Consider the following 23840-nt stretch of genomic DNA (forward strand, 5'->3'; position numbering starts at 1 on the left):
GGGTAAGCGGTCATATGTCTTGTTTGCAAACGAAAAAACGCCGGCTTGCCGGCGTTTTTCGCTGAGACGGCCAGGGGTCGGTTCAGACCTCCGCGTTGCTGTGGGCGACTACGTTGAAGCCTTCCTGCGGGCTGGGCGGCACGAAGTAGCGGGTGATGTGATCGAACTCCGCCTCGCTGACGCTAAACGGGTGGGCGCCCTTGGCGTTGCGCTGACGCAGTCGCGCCTTGCAGGCATCGTCGCTGATGTCCAGAAGATGCAACTCATGGGCGGCGCCGCTGGCGTCGATCAGCTCGCGCATCCAGCGGCGGCTTTCCAAGGTGTTGGCCGGCATGTCCAGCACCACGGACAGGCCTTGGCGCAGCAGGGCGGCGACGTGGGCGGTCAGCGCCTGTTTCAGCGATTGCGAGCGGCGCACGTAGTCGGTCATGGTGCGGATCTCGCCCGGGTAGAGCTGGGCCAGCCATTCGTCCTCGCTGATCAGTACGGTGCGAGCTTGTTTGGCCAGGTTGCGGGTCAAGGTGGACTTGCCTGCGGCGATTTTGCCGCAAACCAGATGCAGCGTCGCCGCGGCCGTGTCTTTGGATTGTTCATTGCTAGGCATGGCAGTCTCCTGGTGGTGGCTCATATGAAAAAACCCGCCGTGCGGGCGGGTTGCCGGGCTTCGTCTGGCCGCGCGCTAACCCGCCCCGAAACGGGCGTCAATCCAATCTTGGCTGGCATAGGGGACGAAACGGCGCATAGTGGCCTTATGGTCGCCGCTTGAGGCGGGCTTGTCAAACCGAGGGGGCGGGCCGGCCGCCGCAATATCCGGTAGACTGCGCCGATGTGCGTCAATTATCTATGCCCCCATCCCGATCAACTGCCGCTGTTCGGCGTGGAGGCCGGCGAGCTGGTTTGGCAGGAAGAAGCCTGGCAGGACTACGCCGCTCCCTTCGTCGTGGCCGGCCGCCAGGGCCTGGAACTGCGGCTGGGCAATTACGGGCTGGTGCCCAAGCGCCATCAACCGGACGGCATGCGGCTGTCCACCACCAACGCGCGCTCGGAAACCGTGGCCGAGCTGAAAAACTTCCGCTACCCGTGGCGGGCCGGCCAGCGTTGCCTGGTGCCGATGCGGGCCTTCTTCGAACCCTCGTATGAAACCGGCCGCGCGGTGCGCTGGCGAATCGGCCTGGCCGACGATGCGCCGTTCGCGGTGGCCGGGTTGTGGCGGGCGTGGTCTGAGCCGGACGGCTCGATCAGTCACGCCTTCACTCAGTTGACGGTAAACGCCGAGGCGCACGCGCTGATGTGCCGCACCCACAAGCCGGAGGACGAAAAGCGTTCGCTGGTGATTGTGCGGCCGGAGGATTACCAGGCCTGGCTGACGGCGCGTCGCCCGGACGACGCGCATCGCTTGCTGCGTTTGTTTCCGGCGGAAGAGATGCGCGCGGAGGATGCGCCGCTGGCGCCGCGCGAGGGCGCGATCAAGCCGACGCCGCAGCTGCTGCCGCGGACGCTGGGTTTGTTTGATTAAGATTCCGTTCACGATCTGTCGCGTTGAGCTCGGTTTTGCAATGCCGATGCCCCGGCAGAGCGAAACTTTGGACCGGTCATCAGAGTCCTAAAGCTTCGCTCTGCGGCCTGAATGCATCCTGTTCGGGTTTATTGAACCCAAGTGCCTGCTGAGTCATCGGTGTTTAAGCCGAAACGGTTGGCAGTCAGGTTTCAGGCCGGCAGGACTCATCTCCAAAACCTAAGTGAGTAAGCATCTTGTTTTCATTTGAGCCGGTTTCCGAAAAAGATTTGACCATGGTCATGGCTTGGATCGACAGCCCGCATGTCAAGGCGTTTTGGGACAACAGTCCGGAACATAGGGAAGACATCAAACAGTTCGCGACAGGCCGGCGTGTTAAGTCCAGTTATTTTGACGGCGTGTTTAGCTACTGGATAGGCAAATGCGACGGCAGTCCTTTTTGTCTTGTAATGACGTCGCCTATCTCGCAAGAGGATGACATTCCCTCCCTTTGGCGGGATTTTCTATCCGCCACGGGCAAAACCTTCAGCATCGATTTCTGCATTGGCAATGAGTCTTTTGTCGGCAAGGGTTTGGCCGCCGGCGCCTTGGAAGGCTTTCTGGCTTTCTTTACATCCAATGTCGAGCCTGAGGCGCATGTTTTTCTGATTGATCCGGATGAGGAAAACGCCAAGGCCCAGCATGTTTACGCCAAGGCGGGGTTCAAGCTGGCGGGGAGTTTTGACATGCCTTCCGGGTATTTTTCGGGAAAGCCGACCCATTTAATGATCAAAATAGCGAGTGATTAAGCGGTGGCGCCGTTTTCAAGTTCACTCGATAGGCCTGCGCGAGACCGGGGTGGTCTTGTTGAATCAGGACTGCCCTGGCCGTCAACTCGCCGCCGCAAAGCGGCTCCTAAGAACCTCCTGTTCATAGTCTGCTGCACTTCAGCGATACGGCGTTGAAAGCGGCTTCAAAATGCTCTTGTACCGTGTGTACACTCCGCTTTTTCAGCCGTTTTCGCCTTGTCTTGCCCTAGCTCGCGAGACTTTGAACAGGCTCTAAAAACCGAAGGATCGGGAATGTCCCCTGTGGCGGTGCGGCGAGCGCCGCATCAGGGGCTTGGCATCTCTAGATCATCGCTTTCGGATCCACCCACTGGTCAAACTGCTCCGCCGTCACATAGCCCAGCTCCAGCGCCGCCTGCTTGAGGGTGCCGCCGTTGGCGTGGGCCAGCTTGGCGATGGCGGCGGCCTTGTCGTAGCCGATGTGCGGATTCAGCGCGGTGACCAGCATGAGCGATTGCTCCAGCAATTGCTCGATGCGAGGGCGGTTTGCCTGCATGCCGCGCACGCAATGATGGTTGAGGCTGTCCATGCCGTCGGAGAGCAGGCGCACGCTTTGCTGGAAGTTGTGTGCGATCAGCGGCTTGAACACGTTCAGCTCGAAGTTGCCCGACGCCGCGCCGATGGACAAGGCCACATCGTTGCCCAGCACCTGGCAGCACAGCATGGTCATCGCCTCGCACTGGGTGGGGTTGACCTTGCCCGGCATGATGGAGCTGCCCGGCTCGTTTTCCGGAATCAGCAGTTCGCCCAGGCCGCTGCGCGGACCGGACGCCAGCCAGCGGATGTCGTTGGCGATCTTGATCAAGGCGGTGGCCAGTTGCTTGAGCGCGCCGTGCGAGTGCACCAGCGCGTCGTGTCCGGCCAGCGCGGCGAATTTATTGCCGGCGCTGACGAAGGGCAGGCCGCAGGCGCGGTTGAGTTCGGCCGCCACGCGCGGGCCGAATTCCGGGTGGGTGTTGAGGCCGGTGCCCACGGCGGTGCCCCCCACGGCCAGTTGGTAAAGGCCGGGCAACGCGGCGCGGACGGCGTGTTCCGCCTGTTCCAGCTGATCCACCCAACCGGACAACTCCTGCCCCAAGGTCAGCGGGGTGGCGTCCTGCAAGTGAGTGCGGCCGATCTTGACGATGTCGGCGAAGGCGGCCGTTTTGTCCAGCAGCGCGGCGCGCAGCCGGCTCAGCGCCGGCAGCAGCCGGTCGTGCACCGCGCGCGCGGCGGCCACATGCATCGCGGTGGGATAGATGTCGTTGGAGGATTGGCCGCGGTTGACGTCGTCGTTGGGGTGGACGAGCCGGCCGGGGCCGCGCTCGCCGCCCAGCAGTTCCGAGGCGCGGTTGGCCAGCACCTCGTTCATGTTCATATTGGTTTGCGTGCCGGAGCCGGTTTGCCATACCGACAAGGGGAAGGCGTCCGGGTGTTTGCCGGCCAGCACTTCGTCGGCGGCGGCGACGACGGCATCGGCCTTGTTCGCCGGCAGCTTGCCCAGCTCGCGGTTGGCCAGCGCGGCGGCGCGCTTGACCTGGGCCAGCGCCAGGATCAGTTCCGGCGGCATGGTTTCGTTGGAGATGGCGAAGTGGCCGAGCGAGCGCTGGGTTTGCGCGCCCCACAGCGCGTTGGCGGGGACTTCGATGTCGCCGAAGGAATCGTGTTCTATTCTGTGTGTCATGGCATGCCTTTCGCACGGGAATGAGGTTTCGATTGTATGCTAAATGCAAGTTAAGGACTGAACCATTGACCTGTTTTAGGGTCTGAATACGAGGCGGAGCACCTCGGACAGGCCGCTTTTCGAGGTGCTCCCATCGTTTTCGTCTTTGAGAGCGTGTTTGCGGTCTTGCGAGCTAGAGCGAGACAAGGCGAAAACAGCTGAGAAAGCGGAATGTGCATGGGGTACATGAGCATTTCGAAGCTGTACTCGCCGCGTCAGGTCTGATGAGTCGCATCAGATCGTCAACAGGTTCTTGGCTTGCATCTTGGCTTTCAACAGGAGTCCACCATGTCGCTTCGTTCCGAATCCACTTTGCGTTCCTTTCCCCTGGCCTCGGGCCAGTCCTGTCAATTCCATTCGCTGCCGGCGCTGGCGGAGCTGGGCGTCGGCGATGTCGGCCGGCTGCCGGTGTCGCTGCGCATCGTGCTGGAGTCCTTGCTGCGCCATCTGGACGGCCAGCGCGTCAGCGAGGAGCATGTGCGCCAATTGGCCGGCTGGCGGCCGCAGGCGCCGCGCAGCGAGGAGATCCCTTTCGTGGTGGCGCGCATCGTGCTGCAGGATTTCACCGGGGTGCCGCTGCTGTGCGATCTGGCGGCGATGCGCTCGGTGGCCGAGCGCTTCGGCAAGCCGCCCAAGCGCATCGAGCCGCTGGTGCCGGTGGACCTGGTGGTGGACCACTCGGTGCAGGTCGACCACTTCCGCGAGAACAACGCTTTGGACCTTAACATGAAACTGGAATTCCGCCGCAACGCGGAGCGCTACCGTTTCATCAAATGGGGGATGCAGGCCTTTGACACCTTCAAGGTGGTGCCGCCGGGCATAGGCATTGTGCACCAAGTGAACCTGGAATATCTGGCGCGCGGGGTGTTGAGCAAGGATGGGGTGTATTACCCGGACAGCCTGGTGGGTACGGATTCGCACACCACCATGATCAACGGCCTGGGCGTGGTGGGCTGGGGCGTGGGCGGCATCGAGGCGGAGGCCGGCATGCTGGGCCAGCCGGTGTATTTCCTGACGCCGGACGTGGTGGGCGTGCATTTGAAAGGCAGGCTGCGCGAGGGCGTGACCGCCACCGACTTGGTGCTGACCGTGACCGAGCTGCTGCGCAAGGCGCAGGTGGTGGGCAAGTTCGTGGAATTCTACGGCGCCGGCGCGGCCTCGCTGACCTTGCAGGACCGGGCCACGCTGGCGAATATGGCGCCGGAGTACGGGGCCACCATGGGCTTCTTCCCGCCGGACGAGCAGACCGCAACCTATCTGACCGCCACCGGGCGCAGCGAAGCGGAGGTGGACGCGTTCCGTCGCTATTTCCAGGCGCAGCAGATGTTCGGCATGCCGCAAGAGGGCGACATCGATTACAGCAGCGTACTGGAACTGGATCTGGCCACGGTGGCGCCCAGCGTGGCCGGGCCGCGTCGTCCGCAGGACCGCATCGCCTTGCCGGAGCTGAAGCAGCGTTTCACTGAGCTCTTGCATCAGCCGGCCAAGGCCGGCGGCTACGGCAAGAACGAGGCAGGCGGGTTCAGCGGCAAGCTGCGCCACGGCTCGGTGCTGATCGCGGCGATCACCTCCTGCACCAACACCTCCAACCCGGGGGTGATGCTGGCCGCCGGCCTGCTGGCGCAGAAGGCGGCGGCGCGAGGGCTGAGCGTGGCCGGCCATATCAAGACTTCGCTGGCGCCCGGCTCGCGGGTGGTGACGGACTACCTGGGCAAGGCGCATTTGCTGGCGCCGCTGGAGCAACTGGGTTTCCGCGTGGCCGCCTACGGCTGCACCACTTGCATCGGCAACGCCGGCCCGCTGGAGCCGGAGTTGGAGAACGAGGTCAGCGGCCAGGATTTGATCTGCGCGTCGGTCTTGTCCGGCAACCGCAACTTCGAGGCGCGCATCCATCCGGCGATCAAGGCCAACTTTCTGATGAGCCCGCCGCTGGTGGTGGCCTTCGCCATCGCCGGCCGGGTGGACATCGATCTGGAGCATGAACCGCTGGGCGTTGGCGTGGATGGCAAGCCGGTGTATCTGCGCGATGTCTGGCCCAGCCAGCAGGAAGTGGGCGAGGCTTTGCTGCAAGCTACGGACGCGGCCACTTACCGCCGGCTGTACCAGGATTTCGCCAGCGGCAACCCCTTGTGGAACGATATCGCCGCCAGCGTGGGCGAGGTCTACGGTTGGGAGCCGTCCAGCTATATCGCGGAGCCGCCGTTCTTCCAGGATTTCGCGATGCAGCCCACGGCGCAGCCGCCCATCCGCGGCGCGCGCGCCTTGGCGATCTTCGGTGATTCGGTGACCACCGACCACATCAGCCCGGCCGGCTCGATCAAGCCCAGCTCGCCGGCCGGCCTGTATCTGCAGGCGCAGGGCATCACGCCCGGCGATTTCAATAGTTACGGCTCGCGGCGCGGCCATCACGAGGTGATGATGCGCGGCACTTTCGCCAATGTGCGCATCCGCAACCTGATGCTGGCGCCGGATGCGGACGGCAAGCCGGTGGAGGGCGGGCTGACCCTGCTGCAGCCGGACGGCGATCAGATGTCGATTTACGACGCGGCGATGGCCTATGTGCGCGCCGGCACGCCGACGCTGATTTTCGCCGGCGAGGAGTACGGCACCGGTTCCAGCCGCGACTGGGCGGCCAAGGGCACGCGCTTGCTGGGCGTGCGCGCGGTGGTGGCCAAGAGCTTCGAACGCATTCACCGTTCCAATCTGGTGGGCATGGGGGTGTTGCCGCTGCAGTTTCTGGACGGCGACAGCGCCGCCGGCCTCAAGGGCGACGAAACCTTTGAGCTGCGCGGGCTGGAGGAGGGCATCGCGCCGCAGCAGCGGGTGCGCCTGCTGATCCGCGACGCCGCCGGAGGCGAACGCGAACTGCCCTTGCTGTTGCGCATCGACACGCCGGTGGAGGTGGATTACTACCAACACGGCGGCATCCTGCCTTACGTGCTGAGGCAGTTGCTGGCCTGAGCGCCGTATTTTGAACGGCGCTTAATGAACAACAGCCGCTTTGAGCGGCTGTTGTTCATTGGCGGAGCAGCGGGATTCAGCTGCGGCCCAGCTTGAAGTTCTGCCACAGCCGGCCGTAGATGCGCAGGGTGTCCTGGCCGACGCTGCGCTGGATGAAGCTGTTTTTCAGGTCTTCGGCATTAGGGAAGATCGAGCGCTCATTCAGGTATTGTTTGCCGACGAATTGCCGCGCCGGCAGGCTGCCGGGGGCGAAGGTCACGGTATTGGCGTTGTCCGCGGCGATCTTGGGGTCCAGGCTGTAGTTGATGAAGGCCAGCGCGTTGGCCACATTCTTGGCGTCCTTGGGAATGGTCATGCTGTCCACCCAGATGGCCACGCCCTGTTTGGGCATCAGCGGCAGCACCTTGACGCCGTTCTTGGAATCCGCCGCGCGGCGTTTGGCGATGTTGAGGTCGCCGCCGTAGCCCATGGCCAGACAGACTTCGCCGCTGGCCATGTCGTTGATGTAGCCGGAGGAGGAGAAGCGGGTGACGCTGGAGCGGATGGCGTTGAGCTGCGGCATGATGGCGCGGTAATCGGCTTCCTTGGTGCTGCCCGGGTCCTTGCCGAAGTAGTGCAGCGCCATCGGGAAGAATTCGGACGGGGAGTCCAGAATGCTGACGCCGCAGGATTTGAGCTTGGACACGTATTCCGGTTTGAACAGCAGGTCCCATTCATTGGCCGGCAATTTGCCGCCCAGCGCCTTTTTCACTTTTTCCTCATTGATGCCCAGGGTGATCACGCCCCAGAAATACGGCACCGCGTATTTGTTGCCCGGGTCCGACACTTCCATCATTTTCAGCAGCGCCGGATCTATGTTCTTGTAATTGGGAAGCTTGCTCTTGTCCAGCGGCTGAAACAGGCCGGCCTTGATGCCCAGGCCCAGCACATTGTTGGACGGCACCACCAGGTCGAAACCGGAGCGACCGGTCATCAGCTTGGCGTTGAGGGTTTCCATGCTGTCGTAGACGTTGTAATTGACCTTGATGCCGGTTTGCTTGCTGAAGGCCGGCACGGTGGTGGGGGCGATGTAGTCGGACCAGTTGTAGACGTTGACGGTATTGGCCTGAGCGAGGCCGGCGCCGGTCAGGCCAAGCGCGAGCAGGCCGTGCTTCCAAGTGTTCATGTTCTCTTCCTTCTCTCTCTTTGCGTGGTTCTTGCGATGCGTGTGGCCGGTGGGCCCGGCTCTGGCGCAAGGCGCCGGCGCGGGCCGGATCTTGCCGAGCCAGCATATCGCCCCAAGTGGGTGGCGTCTATTATTTTTGCCATTTGATGTTTTTGTGTTAATTATCTGCGTACTCCATGCAACCCCGCCTGACGCGCGCGGTCCTGCCATAAGCGGGGCCGGCCGGCGGACACGGCGGGACGCGCGCATTCGCGTTGGTGCTTGAGCGCCGACGCGGACAAAGATAACAAGGCGAGGGCCGACGTTGCGACGCGGTCCCGACAAAGGAGATGCACCATGCGTAATGTTGACAACGCGCTGCCGGCCCCGGACGGGGGTGGCTTGAGCGCCAAGGGTTTGCCCGCCGGCTCCATCGGCATTCTCGGGCTGGTGGTGATTGGGATTTCCGTATGCGCGCCGGCGTACACGCTGACCGCGTCCCTGGGGCCGGCAGCCACCCAGGTGGGCAAGCAGATGCCGGCGGTGTTTTTCGTCAGCTTCATTCCCATGCTGTTGGTGGCCATAGGCTACCGCGAGCTGAACCGCGAAATGCCGGACGCCGGGACGTCCTTCACCTGGGCCACGCGGGCCTTTGGGCCATGGATAGGCTGGATCGCCGGCTGGGGGCTGGTGGTGTCCACGGTGCTGGTGCTGTCCAACACCGCCGCGGTGGCGGTGGACTTCATGTATCTGGCGCTGGGCCAGGCCTTGGCGCGGCCGGACATTGCGGCGCTGCCTGACGACGCGGTCGTGAACATCGCCTCCTGCCTCAGCTTCATGGCGGTGGCCACCTGGATTTCCTGTCGCGGTCTGCAATCCACCAAGCGGGTGCAATATGTGTTGGTGTCGTTTCAGGTGTTGGTGCTGGCCTGGTTCGCTTGGGCGGCGTTCAGCGCCGCCGCCGACGGCGGCCATCCGTATTCCATACCGGTGGAGTGGAGCTGGTTCAATCCCTTCGCGGTGGAGAGCTTTTCCCAATTCGCCGCCGGGGTGGCGGTGTCCATCTTCGCCTATTGGGGCTGGGATACGGTGGTGACCATCAGCGAGGAAACTACGGGCGATAGACGCGCCAATCTGTCCGGCAAGGCCGCCACGCTGGTGATGGTGCTGCTGGTGGGCTCTTATGTGCTGATCAGCGCGGCGGTGGTGTCCTTCGCCGGCGTGGGCACCGACGCCACGGGCCTCGCCAATCCGGCCATCGCGGCCAATGTGTTCACCGCGCTGGCCGGGCCGGTGATGGGGCCGGCGGCCATCTTGCTGTCGCTGGCGGTGATGTCCAGCTCCGCCGCGTCCTTGCAATCCACCTTTATGTCGCCGGCGCGCACCATGCTGGCGATGGGCCATTATCAAGCGCTGCCTGCCAAGTACGCGGTGGTGGAGTCCCGCTTCAAGGCGCCGGCTTACGCCACCGTGGTGTCCGCGCTGGTAGCCTCTGTGTTTTACGCGGTGATGCGGGTGGTCAGCGAGAACGTACTGTCCGACACCATTACCGCTCTGGGCATGATGGTGTGCTTCTATTACGGCCTGACGGCCTTTGCCTGCGTCTGGTATTTCCGCAAGCAGGCGCTGACCTCAGCGCGCCATTTCCTGCTGCGCGGCCTGTGCCCGGGCTTGGGCGGCATCCTGCTGTTCGTCGCGCTGATCCGCACCACGCTGGACAGCATGGACCCGGCCTTCGGCAGCGGCTCTCATATTGGCGGCCTGGGCCTGGTGTTCATCCTGGGCGTGACGGTGGCGCTGGCGGGCTTGCTGGTCATGTTGTACATGTATCGTCAATATCCGGCCTTCTTCCGCGGCGAGGTGCTGAAGAAGGGCACGCCTGTGTTCAGCTTCGACGAAAAGGTTTGAGCGGCGGTTTAGGGCGCGAGCAAATGAAAAAGCCGCCCGGAAGGGCGGCTTCGACATGGTCGGTGAGATGGTTCAGATGCGGAAGAAACGCACCGCCTGATGCAGGTTCTGGGCGATGTCGGACATCGAGCGCGAGCTGTCCGCCACATTGCTGACGATGGCGGTGTTTTCCTCGGCCATCTGCGCCACTTTTTCCATATTCTGCGCGATCTCGGTGCTGGCCAGCTTCTGCTCCTGCACGGCGCTGACGATGGTGCCGGTGCTGTCGGTGGACTTGGCCACCGCTTGTTCGCCTTCCTGCAAGGCGTTTTCCACGGTGGAGACAAAGGACTGGCTGCTGCTGAGAGAAGCAAGGCTGCTGGTGATGGCGTCTTCCAGTTCCACCGACTGGGTGCCCAGCACATGGGTGACCTGATCGATTTCCTTGGCGGATTCAGCCGAGCGCTCGGCCAGTACGCGCACTTCGTCGGCCACCACGGCGAAGCCGCGGCCCAGTTCGCCGGCGCGGGCGGCTTCGATGGCGGCGTTGAGCGCTAGCAAGTTGGTTTGGTCGGCGATGTCGCGCACCTGGCTGGTCATGCTGGTGATCTTGCGGGTGTTGGCGACGAAGTTCTTCACCGCTTCGGCAATGCCGTTGACGGCTTTCTCGACATTGTTGACTTCCTTGATCAGCAAGCTGAGTTGGGCGGTGCCGTTCTTGGCGGTGACCAGGCTGGTTTGCGCGTGTTCGCGCACTTCCTGGGCGGCCTCGGCCACGTGGCTGATGCTGACGGTCAGTTCCTCCACCGCGGCGGCGGAACTGGCGGCGGCCTGGCTTTGCTGGTGGGAGGCGGTCAACACTTGCTCGGCGGATTCGGACAACTGGCTGGCCACGCTATTGGCTTCTTCCGCGCCTTGCTGGACGTTGCCGATGGCTTTCACCAGTTGTTCGCGCATATCGGCCAGCGCGGCGATAACCTGGGCGGGCTCGTCCTTGCCGTCCGGCTGCAGCTCGATGCGCAGATTGCCGGCGGCCACTTCGCGAGCGGCCTCCACCGCGATGTTCAGCGGGCGGGTGATGGAGCGGGTCAGCAGCCAGCCTATCAGCACGGCCGCGGCCAGGCAGATGGCGGTGATGGTTAGCGCGGTGGCGCGCACGGCGGTGGCGCTGGCCTCTGCTTCCTTGCGGCTGTCTTGGGCGCGGTCGGCCAGCGCCTTGCTGAGGGCTTCCACCTTTTGTTCCAGCTGGTGGATCAGCGGGCGGTGCTCCCCAACCATGAAGGCTTCTGCCTCTTTGTTCTGGTTGGCCATCGCCAGCGCCATCAACTTTTTAGTGGGCGCGTCCAGCGCTTCCTGGGCCTGGCCCACGTCTTTGAGCAGGGCGGCGGTGGCCGGTATTGGCGGAAACTTGGTGAAGTGGTCTTCCAGCGCCTTTTCCGCGTTGTTGAAGGCCTTGATGGTTTGGTCGGTCTGCGCCTTGATCTCGGCCAACTTGGCCGGGTCGGTTTCAATGATCAGATCGCGCGCGCCGATGCGTTGCTGCTGCAGGTGGTGGTCCAGTTGAGCGACTATCAGCAAGGATTCCAGCCGGTTGTCGGTAATGTCCTCCATGTCGTCGCTGATGGAGGAGAGTCCGTTGAGCATGACCACACTCATGATCAGCACCAGGGCGATCAGCGCGCCGAAGGCGAGGGCGAGTCTTTGTCCAATGCGCAGGTTTTTCATCAGTTTGTCCCGTGGTGACTTTATTGTGGTGCTTCCAATTTAATATATTTATGAAGTGATCAAAAAGTGAATAATTACTTATAGGACAGCGGATAAAACTTTTGGAGACGTTTTTGCGACCTTGCGGAAAAACCATGGGCATGAGGCGGTGCGACGGCAAGGCGGGCAGGGGCGCGGCCCGGCGGCGTCGCTTATGCGAGGGGTATGAAAAAAGCGGACCGGGGTCCGCTTTATCTGCTTTGCCGCGGCGCGCGGCTTACTTCTGGATTTGCGCCTTGGCTTTGAGCTCGGCGATCAGCTTTTCCACGCGGCCGCCCATGATGCGCTGGGTCAGTTGCGGGCGGATGTCGTCCAGCGCCGGCACATTGCGTTGCACGCGGGCGTCGTCCAGCTTGATCACGTGCCAGCCAAACTCGGTTTTCACCGGTTTGGCGGTCACTTCGCCCTTGGACAGCTTGGTCATGGCTTCGGAGAACGGCGCAACGAAGGTGCCGGCTTCCTGCCAGTCCAGATCGCCGCCCTTGTCCTTGCTGCCCGGATCCTGGGACTTCTCCTTGGCCAGCTTGTCGAAGGACTTGCCTTTCTTCAGCGCGTCGATCACCGCCTTGGCTTCGGCTTCGGTTTTCACCAGGATATGGCGAGCGTGGTATTGCTTGGTTTCCGGCACGCTGGCCACCAGCTTGTCGTATTCGGCTTTCAGGTCGGCGTCGCTGACCGGGTTGGACTTTTCATAGTCCTTGATCAGGCGGTTGGCCAGCGCCATTGCTTGCATATTGGCCAGTTCGGCGGCGAATTCCGGCGACTTGTCCAGACCCTTCTTCACGGCTTCCTGGCGCAGCACTTCGGCGGTGACCAGTTGATCCTTGACCATGTCGCGCGCTTGCGGGTTGGCCGGCTGGCCCTGGGCTTCCATCATCTTGACCACGGCGTCGATGCGGGCGTCGGAGATGGCCTGGCCGTTGACGACCGGGCCGGCAACCACGATGGCGCTGCCGGCGAAGGCGGCGACGAGGGCGCTGGTCAGCAGGAGTTTACGCATATTCTTAGGTGTCCTGAAGGTTTGGTTTATTGGATCTTGGCCTTGGCGCGCAGGTCTTCCACTGCCTTGGCGATGGCTTCTTCTTGCAGTTGGCGGCCGATTTGCGGCTTGGCCTCATCCAGCGACGGAAGCTTGGCGTCACGAATGTCTTCCACCTTGAACACGTGCCAGCCCAGCGGGGACTGGTACGGCTTGCTGCTGGTCTGGCCTTTGCGGATGTCTTTCAGCGCGGCGGCCAGCGGCGGGTCCATGCGGTTAAGGTTGCCCCAGCCCATTTCGCCGTTGCTTTGCTTGGCGTTGGGGTCGATGGAGCGGGTTTTCACCAGTTCGTCGAACTTGGCGCCTTTTTTCAGATCGGCGATCGCTTTTTGCGCGTCGGCCTCGCTCTTCAGCGTGATCTGGCGCGCGTGGATCTCCTTGCTGCCGGCCTGTTGGGCGGCGAGTTTGTCGTAGACGCTCTTGATCTGGGTCTCGCTCACCGGCGCTTGTTTGGCGATGTCGGCGAACAGCGCTTCGCGCAGCATTTCATTGCGGATGTCGTCCAGGCGCTGGGTGAACAGCGGCTGCTTGTCCAGCTGGCGCTTGCGGGCTTCCTGCAGGATGACTTCGCGGGTGATCAGCGAGGTTTTCAACTGCTCGCGCAATTCCGGGTTGTCCTGGGCCTTGCCGCCGCTGCTTTGCACGATGTTGGCGACTGCGGCGTCCAGTTCTTTCTTGTCGATGGCTGCGCCGTTGACCACGGCGATGGATTCCGCGGCGGCGGGCAGGGCGATGGTGGCGGCCAGCACGACGGCGGCGATGCGGGAAAGCTTCATGGGGTACCCCTTGGATGGAATCAAGTCAGATTTCTTCAGGCGTGAACGCTCTGATGGCCAGAGCGTGCACCTTGGTTTGCATCAAGTCGCCCAGCGTTTCGTAGATCAGCCGGTGGCGATGCACGCGGCTCAGCCCCTGAAAGCGGGCGCTGACGATGGTTAGCGTGTAATGCCCGCCGCCGTCGCGCGCGCCGGCGTGGCCGGCGTGCAGCGCGCTGTCGTCCTGGATGTCTAGGTGTTCCGGCGTCAAGGCTTGCAAGGCGGCGCTGAGGAGTTCAACCGTGGCGCTCATTGCGGAAACACCTTGAGGAAGGGTTTGACGCTGACGCCGGCGTAGACGCCGGCCGCCACGTAGGGATCCGCGTCGGCCCAGGCCTGGGCGGCGTCCAGCGATTCGAACTCGGCGACGATCAGGCTGCCGCTGAAACCGGCGGGGCCGGGGCTGGCGCTGTCGATGGCGGGACAGGGGCCGGCCAGCACCAGGCGGCCGGCGTCCTGCAGCGCCTGCAAGCGGGCCAGATGGGCCGGGCGGGCCTCCAGCCGGCGCGGCAGCGAATCTTCATGATCTTGGCCGATGATGGCGTAAAGCATTATTTCTTTTCCTCAATGTATTTGGAGAGGAACAGGCTTTGGGCGATGACGAAGCCGAGCATCAGGCCCAGGCCGCCAAACAGTTTGAAATTGACCCATACGTCTTCGCTGAAGCGATAGGCGACGAATAGATTGAGCGCGCCCATGAAGGCGAAGAAGCCCACCCAGGCCCAGGTCAGCTTGCGCCATACCGGCGCCGGGAGCTGCAACTGTTGGCCCATCATCAGCTTCAGGCCGTTTTTGCCCAGGAAGTCGCTGATCAGCAGGCCGGCGCCCATCACCCAGTACAGCACGGTGGGCTTCCACATGATGAAGTGCTTGTCGTGCAGCAGCAGGGTGGCGCCGCCCAGCACTACGATCAGGCCCAGGCTGACCCACTGCATGGTGTCCACCTTGCGGTGGCGCAGCCAGGTCCAGCCCACCAGCAAGGTGGTGGCGACGATGGCGACGCCGGTGGCGATGAACATGTCGCGGCTCAGCCAGTAAGTGGCGAAGAACAGGACGACGGGAAATAGATCAGTGAAGAATTTCATGCGCACGATTATGGGGGCGGCCCGGCGGATATTCAAGCCGGGCAAGGGTTGAAGAGTTCAATGCGAAACGGAGGCTCGCCCGGCGTTCGCGCGCGGGGCGAGCCTGTTGCAAGGCAGCGCCTTCAGCGCTGGGTTTGCTTGACCACGCTCATCGCGCTGGCCACCAGCGAGCTTACGTCGGCCACGTTGGCCGGCAGGATGATGGTGTTGTTTTCCTTGGCCAGCTTGCCGAAGGCGGCCACGTATTGCTCGGCCACTTTCAGGTTGACCGCTTCCAGGCCGCCCTCGGTGTGGATGGAGCTGGCCACGCGCTTGATCGCGTCGGCGGTGGCATCCGCCACCAGGCGCAGCGCCTCGGCCTCGCCCAGCGCCTTGTTGATGGCGGCCTGTTTGTCGCCCTCGGAGTTGTTGATGGTGGCTTGCATCTCGCCCTGGGATTTTTGGATCGCCGCCTCTCGCGCGCCGTTGGCCAGGTTGATCTGCTCCATCTTCAAGCCCTCGGACTGGGCGATGCGCGCGCGCTTTTCCCGTTCCGCGGTGATTTGCGCCTGCATCGCGTGCAGGATGTCCTGCGGTGGCACCAAGTCCTTGATCTCATAGCGCAGCACTTTGACGCCCCAGTTGATCGCGGCCTCGTCCAGCGCCGCCACCACGGTCTGGTTGATTTCGTCGCGTTCCTCGAAGGTCTTGTCCAGTTCCATCTTGCCGATCACCGAGCGCAGCGTGGTTTGCGACAGCTGGGTGATGGCGATGATGAAGTTGCTGGTGCCGTAGGAGGCGCGCTGGGCGTCGGTCACCTGAAAGTAGAGAATGCCGTCCACTTTCAGCTGAGTGTTGTCGCGGGTGATGCAGACCTGGCTGGGCACGTCCAGCGGCACTTCCTTCAGGCTGTGCTTGTAGGCGATGCGGTCGATGAAGGGAATGATGATGTTGAGGCCGGGCGCCAGGGTGCCGTGATAGCGGCCGAGGCGCTCGACGATGAAGGCGTTCTGTTGCGGTACCACCGCCAGCGATTTGAACACGAAGACGATGACGGCGGCGAGCAGGATCAGGGGCAGGAGTTCCATGGGTCTTATTGTTCCGGTTGGGTTGAACTGATTTTGAGCAGATTGCCGTCGCGGCCGACGATGTAGGCGGTGGCGCCGGCTTCCAGCGCGGCGCCGTCGACGGGAGACGCGTCCCAGGCCGCGCCGCGGTATTGCACGCGGACATGGCCGGCGGGGGAGGCGTGGAGGATTTGCACCGGCTGGCCCAGGTCCGGGTCGTCTGCCCGCGGCTGGGCTGCGGTGGACGGATGCTGGCGCTTGTAAGCGTAAACCAGCGCCACGCCGATCACGCCGGCGATGCTGGCGATCACGTATTGGCTAGCTTCGGACGCACCTAGCCAGGCAGAGACGCCGCCGCACAACATGGCGACGGCGACGACCAGCAGGTAAAAGGTGCCGGAGTAAAACTCGGCGATCAGCGCGATCAGCGCGCTGGCAATCCAGATGGCGGTTAGCGGCAAAACAATGCCCTTGTCAAATTGAAGCGCTCATTTTCATGCCATCGCCGCGGAATGACAAGCGAGCGGGCGTCGACCGTCAAAAAAACAGGCGAACGCCTAGAACCGGTTTACGGCCTCGCTCTTGCTCGCGAGACCCTGAACCGGTTCTCAGACATGATCCTTGTCCGGCAGATAATGGGACAGGCGAGCCTCTTCCTCGTCATCCAGCCAGAATTTGTCCAGCATGACCCAGATTACGGCAAGCAGCGATGCAAGCACGACGAGTAGGATGATCATGGCTTTGGCTCCTTTAAGGTGAACAAGGCGCATTCCCGTTTTCATTGTAGTGCTTGCCCCGGTGCTTTGCCGGCGATAGGGGTACAATCCACCCCTTCAGACAGCCAGAGGGATGGAATGTTCCATTTGCAAGCGTTGGCGCAGGCCGAGGTTGAAATCAAGAAGAGCCGTTTCATCGGCATCGTGCAAGCGGTGAGCAGCCGGGAGGAGGCGCTGGCCCGGCTGGCGGAGATCCGTGCCCAATGGCCGGACGCGCGTCATTACTGCGCGGTGCTGCTGTGCGGCGCGGACTCCATGCTGGACGACGACGGCGAACCTTCCGGCACCGCGGCGCGGCCAATGTACAACGTGCTTAGGCACAAGGACGTCTGCGATGTGCTGGCGGTGGTGGTGCGTTATTTCGGCGGAATTAAATTGGGTGCGGGCGGCTTGGTCAGAGCCTACACTCAAGCTGTTAACGCCGCGATGGACGCGGCCTGCCTGGTGGCGGTGGTGCCGCGCGGAGATTACGAGGCGACGGTGGATTTCGCCGGCGAGGCGCGGCTGCGCCATTTATGCCAGGAACTGGGGGTGCCGGTGTCGGCCCCCAGTTACGGCGAGCGGGTGAGCTTGAGGCTGAGCTTGCCCCTCGCCGAGGCGGAGGCCCTGTTGGCGGCGTTGACGGACGGGATGGCCGGCGCGCTGGAGGTGTCGCCGGCCGACTGAGGCGCCGTACGGCGCGGGCGGGGCCGCGCCGGCCCTTCACGCTGGAGAGAGGGAACTCATGTCGCAACAGCAATATCGCCTGGTGACGCGCAGCGATTTCGACGGACTGGTGTGCGCGGTGCTGCTCAACGAGCTGAATCTGATCAACGAGATCAAGTTCGCCCACCCCAAGGACATGCAGGACGGCAAGGTGGAGATCACCGAGAACGACATCACCACCAACCTGCCGTACGTGGCGGCGGCGCATCTGGTCGTCGATCACCATCTTTCCGAAACCCTGCGCAACTCCAGCGCGGACAATTACGTGATAGACCCCAAGGCGCCGTCGGCGGCGCGGGTGGTGTACAACCATTTCGGCGGCAAGCAGGCGTTTCCCAAGATCAGCGACGAGATGATGGAGGCGGTGGACAAGGCCGATTCCGCGCAGTACACCTTGCAGGAAGTGCTGCACCCCTCCGGCTGGGTGCTGCTCAATTACCTGATGGACGCGCGCACGGGTCTGGGGCGCTTCAAGGAGTTCCGCATCAGCAATTATCAGTTGATGCTGGACTTGATTCGTTATTGCCGCGATCACGGCATCGATCAGATCCTGGCCCTGCCGGACGTGCAGGAGCGCGTGGAGTTGTACGCCAAGCACGAGGCGCTGGCCAAGGAGCAGATCCGGCGCTGTTCCCGCGTCTATGGCAACCTGGTGGTGTTGAATCTGCTGCATGAAGATGTGATTCACCCGACCAACCGCTTCATGATTTACGCGCTGTTCCCGGACTGCAACATCTCCATTCATCAGCTATGGGGCGTCAATCGCCAGAACACGGTGTTCGCGGTGGGCAAGTCCATCATTAACCGCAGCTCGCGCACCAATGTCGGCGCGCTGATGCTGCAGTACGGCGGAGGCGGTCACGAAGCGGCCGGCACTTGCCAGGTGGGCAATGACCAGGCTGATGACGTGCGCGACGAGCTGGTCGCGCGCATCCGCGGTCACGGCTGAGAAAACAGGCTCTAGAACCCATTAACGATCTCGCGGGCCAGCGCGAGGCCGCGCAAGATCGTGAACAGGCGCTAAACGTCGGCCAACTGTCGCAGCACGTCCAGGGCCTGATGCAGGTCCTGGCATACCGCCAGCGCGTGATGGGTCTGGTCCGCCGGCGGGGTCACCAAGTCCGGCACCAGAATCACGCGCATGCCGGCGGCAACGCCGGCGTGCAGGCCGTAGATCGAGTCCTCAAGCACTACGCAGCGCTGGGGGTCGACGCCTAGCTTGCGCGCGGCGGCCAGGTAGACGTCCGGCGCCGGCTTGGTGTGGGCCACTTCGTCGCCGGCCACCACGGTGTCGAAGTAACGCGAGAGCCCGGTGCGGCCCAGCTTGATGTCCGCCAGTTGGCGCTGGGTGGACGTGGCCACCGCGCGCGGCAGGCCCTGCGCGAGCGCCCAGTTCAACAGCGCCTCGATGCCGTGCTTCAGCGGGATCTCTTCATGCTCCAGCATCTGCCAGTAATGCCTGCGGCCCACGTTCTGCAGCGCGACGGCGTCGTCTTGGCTGCCCAGTCTTTCGCTGAGGAATTCGGTGCAGCGGCGCATGGACAGGCCCACCATGTCCAGCAGCAGCTGATCGCTGAGCGTCATGTCCAGTTCATCGGCGGCGCGGCGCCAGGACTCCATGGAAATTCTTTCGGTGTCTATCATCAAGCCATCCATGTCGAACAGAATGGCGTCATAGTTTTGCGGCATGCGGGCTCCTTTTCCGGGCTTCGACCTTACCCCGATAGCCCGGCTGCGGCAAGCGCTCCCCCTCTGGTATAGTGTGCCATCGCAAACGGCAGAGGAGGCGGATGTGCAATCGGTATTGGTAGCCAATCCCAAGGGCGGCAGCGGCAAATCGACCTTGGCGACCAATCTGGCCGGCTATTACGCCGCGCGCGGCAAACGCGTGATGCTGGGCGATGTGGACCGGCAGCAATCCTCGCTGGGCTGGCTGGCGCAACGCGACGCTGCGCTGCCCTCCATCGCCGGCTGGGAGGTCAAGGCCGGCGAGGCGGCGCGGCCGCCCAAGGGCACCGAGGTGGTGGTGCTGGACAGCGCGGCGGGCCTGCGCGGCAAGAAGCTGGCGGCCCTGGTGTCCCGGGTGAGCCGCATCCTGGTGCCTATTCAACCGTCGCCGTTCGATATGTGGGCGAGCGAGGCTTTTTTCGAGCAACTGCTGGAAGAGAAGGCCATCCGGAAGAACAAGGCCTTCATGGCGGTGGTGGGCATGCGGGTGGACCCGCGGACCCGCTCCGCGCGCGAGCTGGAGAAATTTCTGGCGGACCACGAAGTGCCGGTATTGACCTGGCTGCGCGACACCCAACTTTACGTTCAGGCGGCTTCCAGCGGGCTGTCTCTGTTCGACCTGCCGGCGTCGCGCACCCAGCGCGACCGCGAAGCCTGGCAGCCGCTGCTCAACTGGCTGGGCGAGGAAGACGAAAGCTGGTGCGACAAGTGAAATGTTTTGTCTTGATCTGAAATAAAATGGCTTGACGTGAAGAAACCGGCGGCGTAAGGTGTGTCGGTAAGTGCGTGCGAGCCAAGCGAGGCGTCGCAGGGGACACTGTAAACGGGAGCCGTCGGGGCTCCCGTTTATATTTGGGGCCCCTCGTTTTTTGACTCTATTTCCGCTTTGGGAGCACACGCATGATCAAGACAGAACTCAATTACGGCGACGTTTACCTGGTGCCGAAAAAGACCGTAGTGGACAGCCGCAAGGAGTGCGACACCTCGGTGCAATTCGGCCCGCGCCGTTTCGACATGCCGATCTACGCGTCGAATATGAAGTCGGTGGTCTGCGCCGAGACCAGCGAGCTCTTCGCCGCTCAGAACTGGTTCTACACCATGCACCGCTTCAATGTGGACGCGGTGGCTTTCACCCGCGCCATGCAGGAAAAAGGTCTGTTCGCCTCTATCAGCGTAGGCGTCAACGAAGATACCCTCGAACAGCTGGACGCGCTCAAGCAAGCGGGACTCACCCCTGAATACATGACGCTCGACATCGCCAACGCCTGGTGCGTGAAGGCGGAGCGCATGATCAAGCACATCAAGCAGCTCTTCCCCGGTACTTTCCTGATCGGCGGCAACATCGCCACCGCCGAGGCCGCGCGCGACCTGGAAAGCTGGGGCTGCGACGCGATCAAGGCCGGCATCGCCGGCGGCCGCGTCTGCATCACCAAGAACAAGACCGGCTTCCATCGCCCGATGATTTCCACGGTGCAGGACTGCGTGGCCGCGGTCAAAGTGCCGGTGATCGCCGACGGCGGCATCGTCGAGCACGGCGATATCGCCAAGGCATTGGCCTGCGGCGCCAGCATGGTCATGGCGGGCTCGCTGTTCGCCGGTTACGACGAATCCGCCGGCGAGATCGTCGAGATCAACGGCAAACACTACAAGGAATACTTCGGCAGCGCCTCTCAGTTCAATAAGGGCGCCTACGTCAACGTCGAAGGCAAGAAAATCCTGGTGGAGTACAAGGGCAGCATCGGCAAGCTATTGCGCGAACTGAAGGAAGACCTGCAGTCCTCGATCAGCTACGCCGGCGGCAACACCTTGCAGGCCTTGCGCGACGCCGAGCTGATCCAGGTTCGCCGCTGATCCGGGCCGCTCGGCTCAGGCGTGCTGCGTCGCCGGACGGGGCGCGTCCTCTTGCGGCTGGGCGCGGCATTGCGCCCAGATCGAGCACTCCAGTTGCATGGCCACCTCGTCGCGTTGATTGAGGGTGGTCCAGCGCACTTTCACCACGCCGAAGCCAGGCTGGCTGTTGGAGCGGCGCTTGTCCAGCACCTCCACGGCGACGCGCAAGGCGTCGCCGGCGCGGGTGGGCTGCGGCCAGCGCATCTTGTCGATCTGCATGCCGATCAAGCCGTTGGCCATCTTGCCAAGCTCGGTCTGGGTCACTAGCCGCATGCTCAGGCTGCTGGTCTGCCAGCCGCTGGCGGCTAGGCCGCCGAACAGGCTGTCCGCGGCGCTTTGCGGGTTGGTATGGAAATGCTGCGGATCATACTGCCGGGCAAAGCCGATCAGCTCTTCCTCGCTTAGCACGTGGGTGGGGCTGTGGAACAATTGTCCCGCTTTCAAATCTTCAAAATAGAGCATATCGACTTACGTTGGCGTCATCTCGAGCGCGCAGCTTAACGCGGCCGGCGAAACGGGTCAAAATCCGCAAGGCATTCAGCCGAGCAAGGGGGATATTTTGTCGCAAGATAGACAGTTGGAAGTGTGCGCCGGCTCGCTGGCGTCCTGCCTGGCCGCCGCGCGGGGCGGCGCGGCCAGGGTGGAATTGTGCGCCAGCCTGGAAACCGGCGGAGTCACGCCGTCGCCGGGCATGATTGCGCTGGCGCGGCAGAGGCTGGACATCGGCCTGCATGTGATCGTGCGTCCGCGCGGCGGCGATTTTCTGTATTCCGACGACGAATTCGAAGTCATGCGCCGCGACGTGTTGGCCTGCCGCGAACAGGGAGCGGACGGGGTGGTGCTGGGCCTGTTGACCGCGGACGGCGACGTGGATGCGGAGCGCACCCGCGAGCTGGTGCTGCTGGCCGGACCGATGACGACCACCTTCCACCGCGCCTTCGACATGGCGCGAGATCCCGAGCGGGCGTTGGAGCAGATCATCGCCAGCGGCTGCCGGCGCGTGTTGACCTCCGGCCAGGCGCCGGACGCGCTGCGGGGCGCGGCTTTGATCGACCGCTTGCGTCGTCAGGCGGGAGAGCGGTTGATTCTGATGCCGGGGGGCGGCGTGCGGCCGGACACGCTGGCCGAGCTGGCGCGGGCCACCGGCTGCCGTGAATTCCACGCCTCTGCCCGGGTTCGGGCGGCCAGCGCGATGCGCCATCGCCAAGCCGGGGTGAGCATGGGGGCGGCGGGCATGGACGAGTACGACAGGATGGAAACCTGTGTCGAAACGGTGAGAGCCATGGCGGATTTGCTGCGCGGCTTGGATTGACGCTTGTCGGGCGGAACGGATTTCAGGATGATGCTGACATTTCCCGGCAGCGGGTCATTATGAGGCGGAGAACCTGAACCAAGGCGCGCCGACGCAGGCCGTGCTTGAGTACGACAAGAAGGCGCAACGCAGGGTCAGGGTTTTTGTTAGCGGTTTTAAGGAGCGCAAGATGAGCAAGCCGTCGCATGTGGTCAATATTGATCAGGTGGAAGCCGTGGACTACCGGGACGGGGAAGGATGGGGCGGCAGCTATCAGCCGCTGACGCCGGCGTTGGACGCCTTGCCCGGCCGGCTGGGCGCCAATCTGACCCGTCTGCCGCCGGGGCGCGCGGGTTGTCCCTTTCACTCCCATGCCCGAGAGGACGAGATCTTCTATGTGCTGTCTGGACGCGGGGTGCTGCGCCTGGGCGACAGCCTGCAGGAAATCGGTCCGGGAGACTGTATTTCCTGTCCTGCGGGCACCGGCGTCGCGCATCAGATCGCCAACCCTTTCGATCAGGACCTGGTCTATCTCGGCATCGGCGTCAACGATCCGCACGAGGTCTGCGTCTATCCGGACAGCGGCAAGGTGCTGGTGCGCCATCTGAAACAAGTGGGGCGATTGGAAAGCGCGCCGTATTACGACGGCGAGCCGGCGCGCCCCGGCATTTTCGACTTGCTGGAGCGGGAGCAGGCCTTGGCCCGGAAATAGGCGGCTTGGCATGCGGCGGCGGCATGAGCGATAACGGAACCATCGTTCATCAATGGACAAGGCAATGAAGAGGCTGGCATTAAGTCTTGCGACGGCATTGACGATGGCCTGGCCGCTGAGCGCGGCGGCGGCCGAGCCTTTGCTGCTCTGCTACGAGGACCAGGCCTCCTATCCCTGGCTGGACGGCCGCGGCGGCGGGCTGGACATTCAACTGATCAAACACCTGCAGGGCGCGTTGAAACGGGAGCTGTCCCTGCATCCAATGCCGTGGCGGCGCTGCATCAATATGCTGCGCCAAGGCAAGATGGACGGCGCCTTCGCCGCCAGTTTCGTGCCGGAGCGCTTGCAATGGGGGGTGTACCCCCTGTTGTCGGACGGCGCGCCGGACGCCAGTCAGCGGCTGCATAGCGCCAGTTATTCCTTGTATCGGCTCAAGGGCACCACGGTGGACTGGGATGGCGCGCGCCTGTCCAGCGGCATGGCGCCGATAGGCATGCAGACCGATTTTTCCATCGGTGTTTTCCTGCGCAAGCAGCAGGTGGCGATAGACGACAGCAACCGCGATCCGCTGGCTATTCTGCAGATGTTGCGTTTGCGGCGCTTGAGCGGCGCAGCGTTGCAAACGCCGCGCGCGGAGCAGATTCTGCGCGACCATCCCGAGCTGGCGGAGGCGATAGAGCGCTGCCGGCTGCCCTTGGAAGAGAAATCTTATTTCCTGATACTGTCTCGCCAATTGGCGTACCGCGAACCGAGCCTGCCGGGCAGGATCTGGGCGGAACTGGAACGGCAACGGGAAGCGCCTGCTTTTCTCGCCCAGTTGCGGGCGGCGGGAGCGCACCGGGAAGGCGGCGGGACTGCGCGCAAATGAAGACAGAATATTCAGAGACTACTTGCTATCAAACTTAAAGTTTTTGCTTTATTATTTTCGGCTCCATGATTGACTTGGGAATCC

General features: G+C 63.2%; 25 protein-coding genes. 11 read left to right on the forward strand and 14 right to left on the reverse strand.

The genetic code is table 11. The annotated features are described in order from the left end of the window. Positions 1-82 precede the first annotated feature (82 nt). Positions 83-604, reverse strand: coding sequence for a P-loop nucleotide/nucleoside kinase family protein (locus tag HA052_RS02925; RefSeq protein WP_206118753.1), 522 nt, complete (start codon positions 602-604; stop codon positions 83-85). Positions 605-826: 222 nt separating this feature from the next. Here HA052_RS02925 and HA052_RS02930 point away from each other — a divergent pair, with 222 nt between their 5' ends. Both HA052_RS02930 and HA052_RS02935 read left to right on the forward strand, forming a co-directional pair. Next, positions 827-1516: an SOS response-associated peptidase gene (locus HA052_RS02930; protein WP_166450695.1), complete on the forward strand. Its 690-nt coding sequence runs from the start codon at positions 827-829 to the stop codon at positions 1514-1516. A 236-nt stretch (positions 1517-1752) separates the two neighbouring features. Further along, positions 1753-2304 carry a GNAT family N-acetyltransferase gene (locus tag HA052_RS02935; RefSeq protein ID WP_277345057.1) on the forward strand — a complete coding sequence of 184 codons (552 nt, stop codon included), beginning with the start codon at positions 1753-1755 and terminating at the stop codon, positions 2302-2304. Positions 2305-2626: 322 nt separating this feature from the next. On the opposite strand, the gene fumC is transcribed toward HA052_RS02935, so the two are convergent. Next, positions 2627-4006 (reverse strand): class II fumarate hydratase, encoded by a 1380-nt coding sequence (gene fumC / locus HA052_RS02940; protein WP_166450697.1) that lies wholly within the window; start codon positions 4004-4006, stop codon positions 2627-2629. 327 nt (positions 4007-4333) lie between these two features. Here fumC and acnA point away from each other — a divergent pair, with 327 nt between their 5' ends. Continuing rightward, entirely contained in the window at positions 4334-7006 is a 2673-nt protein-coding gene (gene acnA / locus HA052_RS02945) for an aconitate hydratase AcnA (protein WP_166450698.1), read from the forward strand. 76 nt (positions 7007-7082) lie between these two features. Here acnA and HA052_RS02950 read toward each other — a convergent pair whose 3' ends face one another. Then, complete coding sequence (locus HA052_RS02950; protein ID WP_166450699.1) at positions 7083-8171, reverse strand: polyamine ABC transporter substrate-binding protein; 1089 nt, start codon at positions 8169-8171, stop codon at positions 7083-7085. A 336-nt stretch (positions 8172-8507) separates the two neighbouring features. Here HA052_RS02950 and HA052_RS02955 point away from each other — a divergent pair, with 336 nt between their 5' ends. Next, the gene (locus HA052_RS02955; protein ID WP_166450700.1) at positions 8508-10058 is read left to right on the forward strand and encodes an APC family permease; all 1551 of its coding nucleotides are present in this window, start codon (positions 8508-8510) and stop codon (positions 10056-10058) included. Positions 10059-10130: 72 nt separating this feature from the next. On the opposite strand, the gene HA052_RS02960 is transcribed toward HA052_RS02955, so the two are convergent. The 9 genes from HA052_RS02960 to HA052_RS27895 form a co-directional block, all read right to left on the reverse strand. Then, positions 10131-11762, reverse strand: coding sequence for a methyl-accepting chemotaxis protein (locus HA052_RS02960; RefSeq protein ID WP_166450701.1), 1632 nt, complete (start codon positions 11760-11762; stop codon positions 10131-10133). Positions 11763-12018: 256 nt separating this feature from the next. Continuing rightward, positions 12019-12801 (reverse strand): peptidylprolyl isomerase, encoded by a 783-nt coding sequence (locus HA052_RS02965; RefSeq protein ID WP_019100385.1) that lies wholly within the window; start codon positions 12799-12801, stop codon positions 12019-12021. A gap of 26 nt (positions 12802-12827) precedes the next feature. Next, positions 12828-13616 (reverse strand): peptidylprolyl isomerase, encoded by a 789-nt coding sequence (locus HA052_RS02970; protein WP_081544785.1) that lies wholly within the window; start codon positions 13614-13616, stop codon positions 12828-12830. 25 nt (positions 13617-13641) lie between these two features. Continuing rightward, complete coding sequence (locus HA052_RS02975) at positions 13642-13908, reverse strand: BolA family protein (RefSeq protein ID WP_081544784.1); 267 nt, start codon at positions 13906-13908, stop codon at positions 13642-13644. Next, a complete protein-coding gene (locus HA052_RS02980) occupies positions 13905-14207 on the reverse strand; it encodes a YciI family protein (RefSeq protein WP_166450702.1) in 303 nt (100 codons plus the stop codon). Before HA052_RS02980 ends, HA052_RS02975 begins: the two co-directional genes overlap by 4 nt. Beyond that, complete coding sequence (locus tag HA052_RS02985) at positions 14207-14740, reverse strand: septation protein A (RefSeq protein WP_166450703.1); 534 nt, start codon at positions 14738-14740, stop codon at positions 14207-14209. The genes HA052_RS02980 and HA052_RS02985 overlap by 1 nt, the downstream gene beginning before the upstream one ends. 122 nt (positions 14741-14862) lie before the next feature. Next, positions 14863-15807, reverse strand: coding sequence for an SPFH domain-containing protein (locus HA052_RS02990; RefSeq protein WP_081544781.1), 945 nt, complete (start codon positions 15805-15807; stop codon positions 14863-14865). A 5-nt stretch (positions 15808-15812) separates the two neighbouring features. Continuing rightward, on the reverse strand, positions 15813-16247 hold the full coding sequence (locus HA052_RS02995; protein WP_166450704.1) for an NfeD family protein: 435 nt from the start codon (positions 16245-16247) through the stop codon (positions 15813-15815). 147 nt (positions 16248-16394) lie between these two features. Then, the gene (locus HA052_RS27895; protein WP_254894480.1) at positions 16395-16523 is read right to left on the reverse strand and encodes a hypothetical protein; all 129 of its coding nucleotides are present in this window, start codon (positions 16521-16523) and stop codon (positions 16395-16397) included. A gap of 117 nt (positions 16524-16640) precedes the next feature. Between HA052_RS27895 and HA052_RS03000 the strand changes: the two genes are divergently transcribed. Together HA052_RS03000 and HA052_RS03005 are read left to right on the forward strand one after the other, a co-directional pair. Next, positions 16641-17228, forward strand: a complete 588-nt coding sequence (locus HA052_RS03000) for an IMPACT family protein (RefSeq protein WP_166450705.1) — start codon at positions 16641-16643, stop codon at positions 17226-17228. A gap of 58 nt (positions 17229-17286) precedes the next feature. Next, positions 17287-18216 carry an exopolyphosphatase gene (locus tag HA052_RS03005; RefSeq protein ID WP_166450706.1) on the forward strand — a complete coding sequence of 310 codons (930 nt, stop codon included), beginning with the start codon at positions 17287-17289 and terminating at the stop codon, positions 18214-18216. A 71-nt stretch (positions 18217-18287) separates the two neighbouring features. Here the strand turns inward: HA052_RS03005 and HA052_RS03010 are convergent, their stop codons facing one another. Beyond that, positions 18288-18956 (reverse strand): HAD family hydrolase, encoded by a 669-nt coding sequence (locus tag HA052_RS03010; RefSeq protein WP_166450707.1) that lies wholly within the window; start codon positions 18954-18956, stop codon positions 18288-18290. A gap of 103 nt (positions 18957-19059) precedes the next feature. Between HA052_RS03010 and HA052_RS03015 the strand changes: the two genes are divergently transcribed. Both HA052_RS03015 and HA052_RS03020 read left to right on the forward strand, forming a co-directional pair. Beyond that, positions 19060-19707 (forward strand): nucleotide-binding protein, encoded by a 648-nt coding sequence (locus tag HA052_RS03015; protein WP_346774538.1) that lies wholly within the window; start codon positions 19060-19062, stop codon positions 19705-19707. 188 nt (positions 19708-19895) lie between these two features. After that, complete coding sequence (locus HA052_RS03020; protein WP_081544775.1) at positions 19896-20846, forward strand: GMP reductase; 951 nt, start codon at positions 19896-19898, stop codon at positions 20844-20846. A gap of 15 nt (positions 20847-20861) precedes the next feature. Here the strand turns inward: HA052_RS03020 and HA052_RS03025 are convergent, their stop codons facing one another. After that, complete coding sequence (locus HA052_RS03025; RefSeq protein ID WP_166450709.1) at positions 20862-21347, reverse strand: MaoC family dehydratase; 486 nt, start codon at positions 21345-21347, stop codon at positions 20862-20864. A gap of 97 nt (positions 21348-21444) precedes the next feature. Here HA052_RS03025 and HA052_RS03030 point away from each other — a divergent pair, with 97 nt between their 5' ends. From HA052_RS03030 to HA052_RS03040, 3 genes are all read left to right on the forward strand, one after another. Further along, positions 21445-22197, forward strand: coding sequence for a copper homeostasis protein CutC (locus HA052_RS03030; RefSeq protein WP_166450710.1), 753 nt, complete (start codon positions 21445-21447; stop codon positions 22195-22197). 169 nt (positions 22198-22366) lie between these two features. After that, positions 22367-22888, forward strand: coding sequence for a cupin domain-containing protein (locus HA052_RS03035; RefSeq protein WP_081544772.1), 522 nt, complete (start codon positions 22367-22369; stop codon positions 22886-22888). A 64-nt stretch (positions 22889-22952) separates the two neighbouring features. After that, positions 22953-23756, forward strand: a complete 804-nt coding sequence (locus HA052_RS03040; RefSeq protein ID WP_166450711.1) for a transporter substrate-binding domain-containing protein — start codon at positions 22953-22955, stop codon at positions 23754-23756. Positions 23757-23840: the final 84 nt, after the last annotated feature.

This window comes from Chromobacterium fluminis (genome assembly GCF_011602385.1).
GTDB classification, from domain to species: domain Bacteria; phylum Pseudomonadota; class Gammaproteobacteria; order Burkholderiales; family Chromobacteriaceae; genus Chromobacterium; species Chromobacterium fluminis.

Bases quoted from the DNA above. Each gene is read 5' to 3' on its own strand.
- HA052_RS03010 (WP_166450707.1), bottom strand. From the start codon at position 18,956: ATGCCGCAAAACTATGACGCCATTCTGTTCGACATGGATGGCTTGATG.
- HA052_RS27895 (WP_254894480.1), bottom strand. From the start codon at position 16,523: ATGATCATCCTACTCGTCGTGCTTGCATCGCTGCTTGCCGTAATCTGG.
- HA052_RS02955 (WP_166450700.1), top strand. From the start codon at position 8,508: ATGCGTAATGTTGACAACGCGCTGCCGGCCCCGGACGGGGGTGGCTTG.
- HA052_RS02950 (WP_166450699.1), bottom strand. From the start codon at position 8,171: ATGAACACTTGGAAGCACGGCCTGCTCGCGCTTGGCCTGACCGGCGCC.
- HA052_RS03040 (WP_166450711.1), top strand. From the start codon at position 22,953: ATGAAGAGGCTGGCATTAAGTCTTGCGACGGCATTGACGATGGCCTGG.
- HA052_RS02975 (WP_081544784.1), bottom strand. From the start codon at position 13,908: ATGAGCGCCACGGTTGAACTCCTCAGCGCCGCCTTGCAAGCCTTGACG.
- HA052_RS03000 (WP_166450705.1), top strand. From the start codon at position 16,641: ATGTTCCATTTGCAAGCGTTGGCGCAGGCCGAGGTTGAAATCAAGAAG.
- HA052_RS03005 (WP_166450706.1), top strand. From the start codon at position 17,287: ATGTCGCAACAGCAATATCGCCTGGTGACGCGCAGCGATTTCGACGGA.
- HA052_RS03020 (WP_081544775.1), top strand. From the start codon at position 19,896: ATGATCAAGACAGAACTCAATTACGGCGACGTTTACCTGGTGCCGAAA.
- acnA (WP_166450698.1), top strand. From the start codon at position 4,334: ATGTCGCTTCGTTCCGAATCCACTTTGCGTTCCTTTCCCCTGGCCTCG.
- HA052_RS02965 (WP_019100385.1), bottom strand. From the start codon at position 12,801: ATGCGTAAACTCCTGCTGACCAGCGCCCTCGTCGCCGCCTTCGCCGGC.
- HA052_RS02960 (WP_166450701.1), bottom strand. From the start codon at position 11,762: ATGAAAAACCTGCGCATTGGACAAAGACTCGCCCTCGCCTTCGGCGCG.
- HA052_RS03025 (WP_166450709.1), bottom strand. From the start codon at position 21,347: ATGCTCTATTTTGAAGATTTGAAAGCGGGACAATTGTTCCACAGCCCC.
- HA052_RS02985 (WP_166450703.1), bottom strand. From the start codon at position 14,740: ATGAAATTCTTCACTGATCTATTTCCCGTCGTCCTGTTCTTCGCCACT.
- HA052_RS02970 (WP_081544785.1), bottom strand. From the start codon at position 13,616: ATGAAGCTTTCCCGCATCGCCGCCGTCGTGCTGGCCGCCACCATCGCC.
- HA052_RS03035 (WP_081544772.1), top strand. From the start codon at position 22,367: ATGAGCAAGCCGTCGCATGTGGTCAATATTGATCAGGTGGAAGCCGTG.
- HA052_RS02925 (WP_206118753.1), bottom strand. From the start codon at position 604: ATGCCTAGCAATGAACAATCCAAAGACACGGCCGCGGCGACGCTGCAT.
- HA052_RS02980 (WP_166450702.1), bottom strand. From the start codon at position 14,207: ATGCTTTACGCCATCATCGGCCAAGATCATGAAGATTCGCTGCCGCGC.
- HA052_RS02990 (WP_081544781.1), bottom strand. From the start codon at position 15,807: ATGGAACTCCTGCCCCTGATCCTGCTCGCCGCCGTCATCGTCTTCGTG.
- fumC (WP_166450697.1), bottom strand. From the start codon at position 4,006: ATGACACACAGAATAGAACACGATTCCTTCGGCGACATCGAAGTCCCC.
- HA052_RS02930 (WP_166450695.1), top strand. From the start codon at position 827: ATGTGCGTCAATTATCTATGCCCCCATCCCGATCAACTGCCGCTGTTC.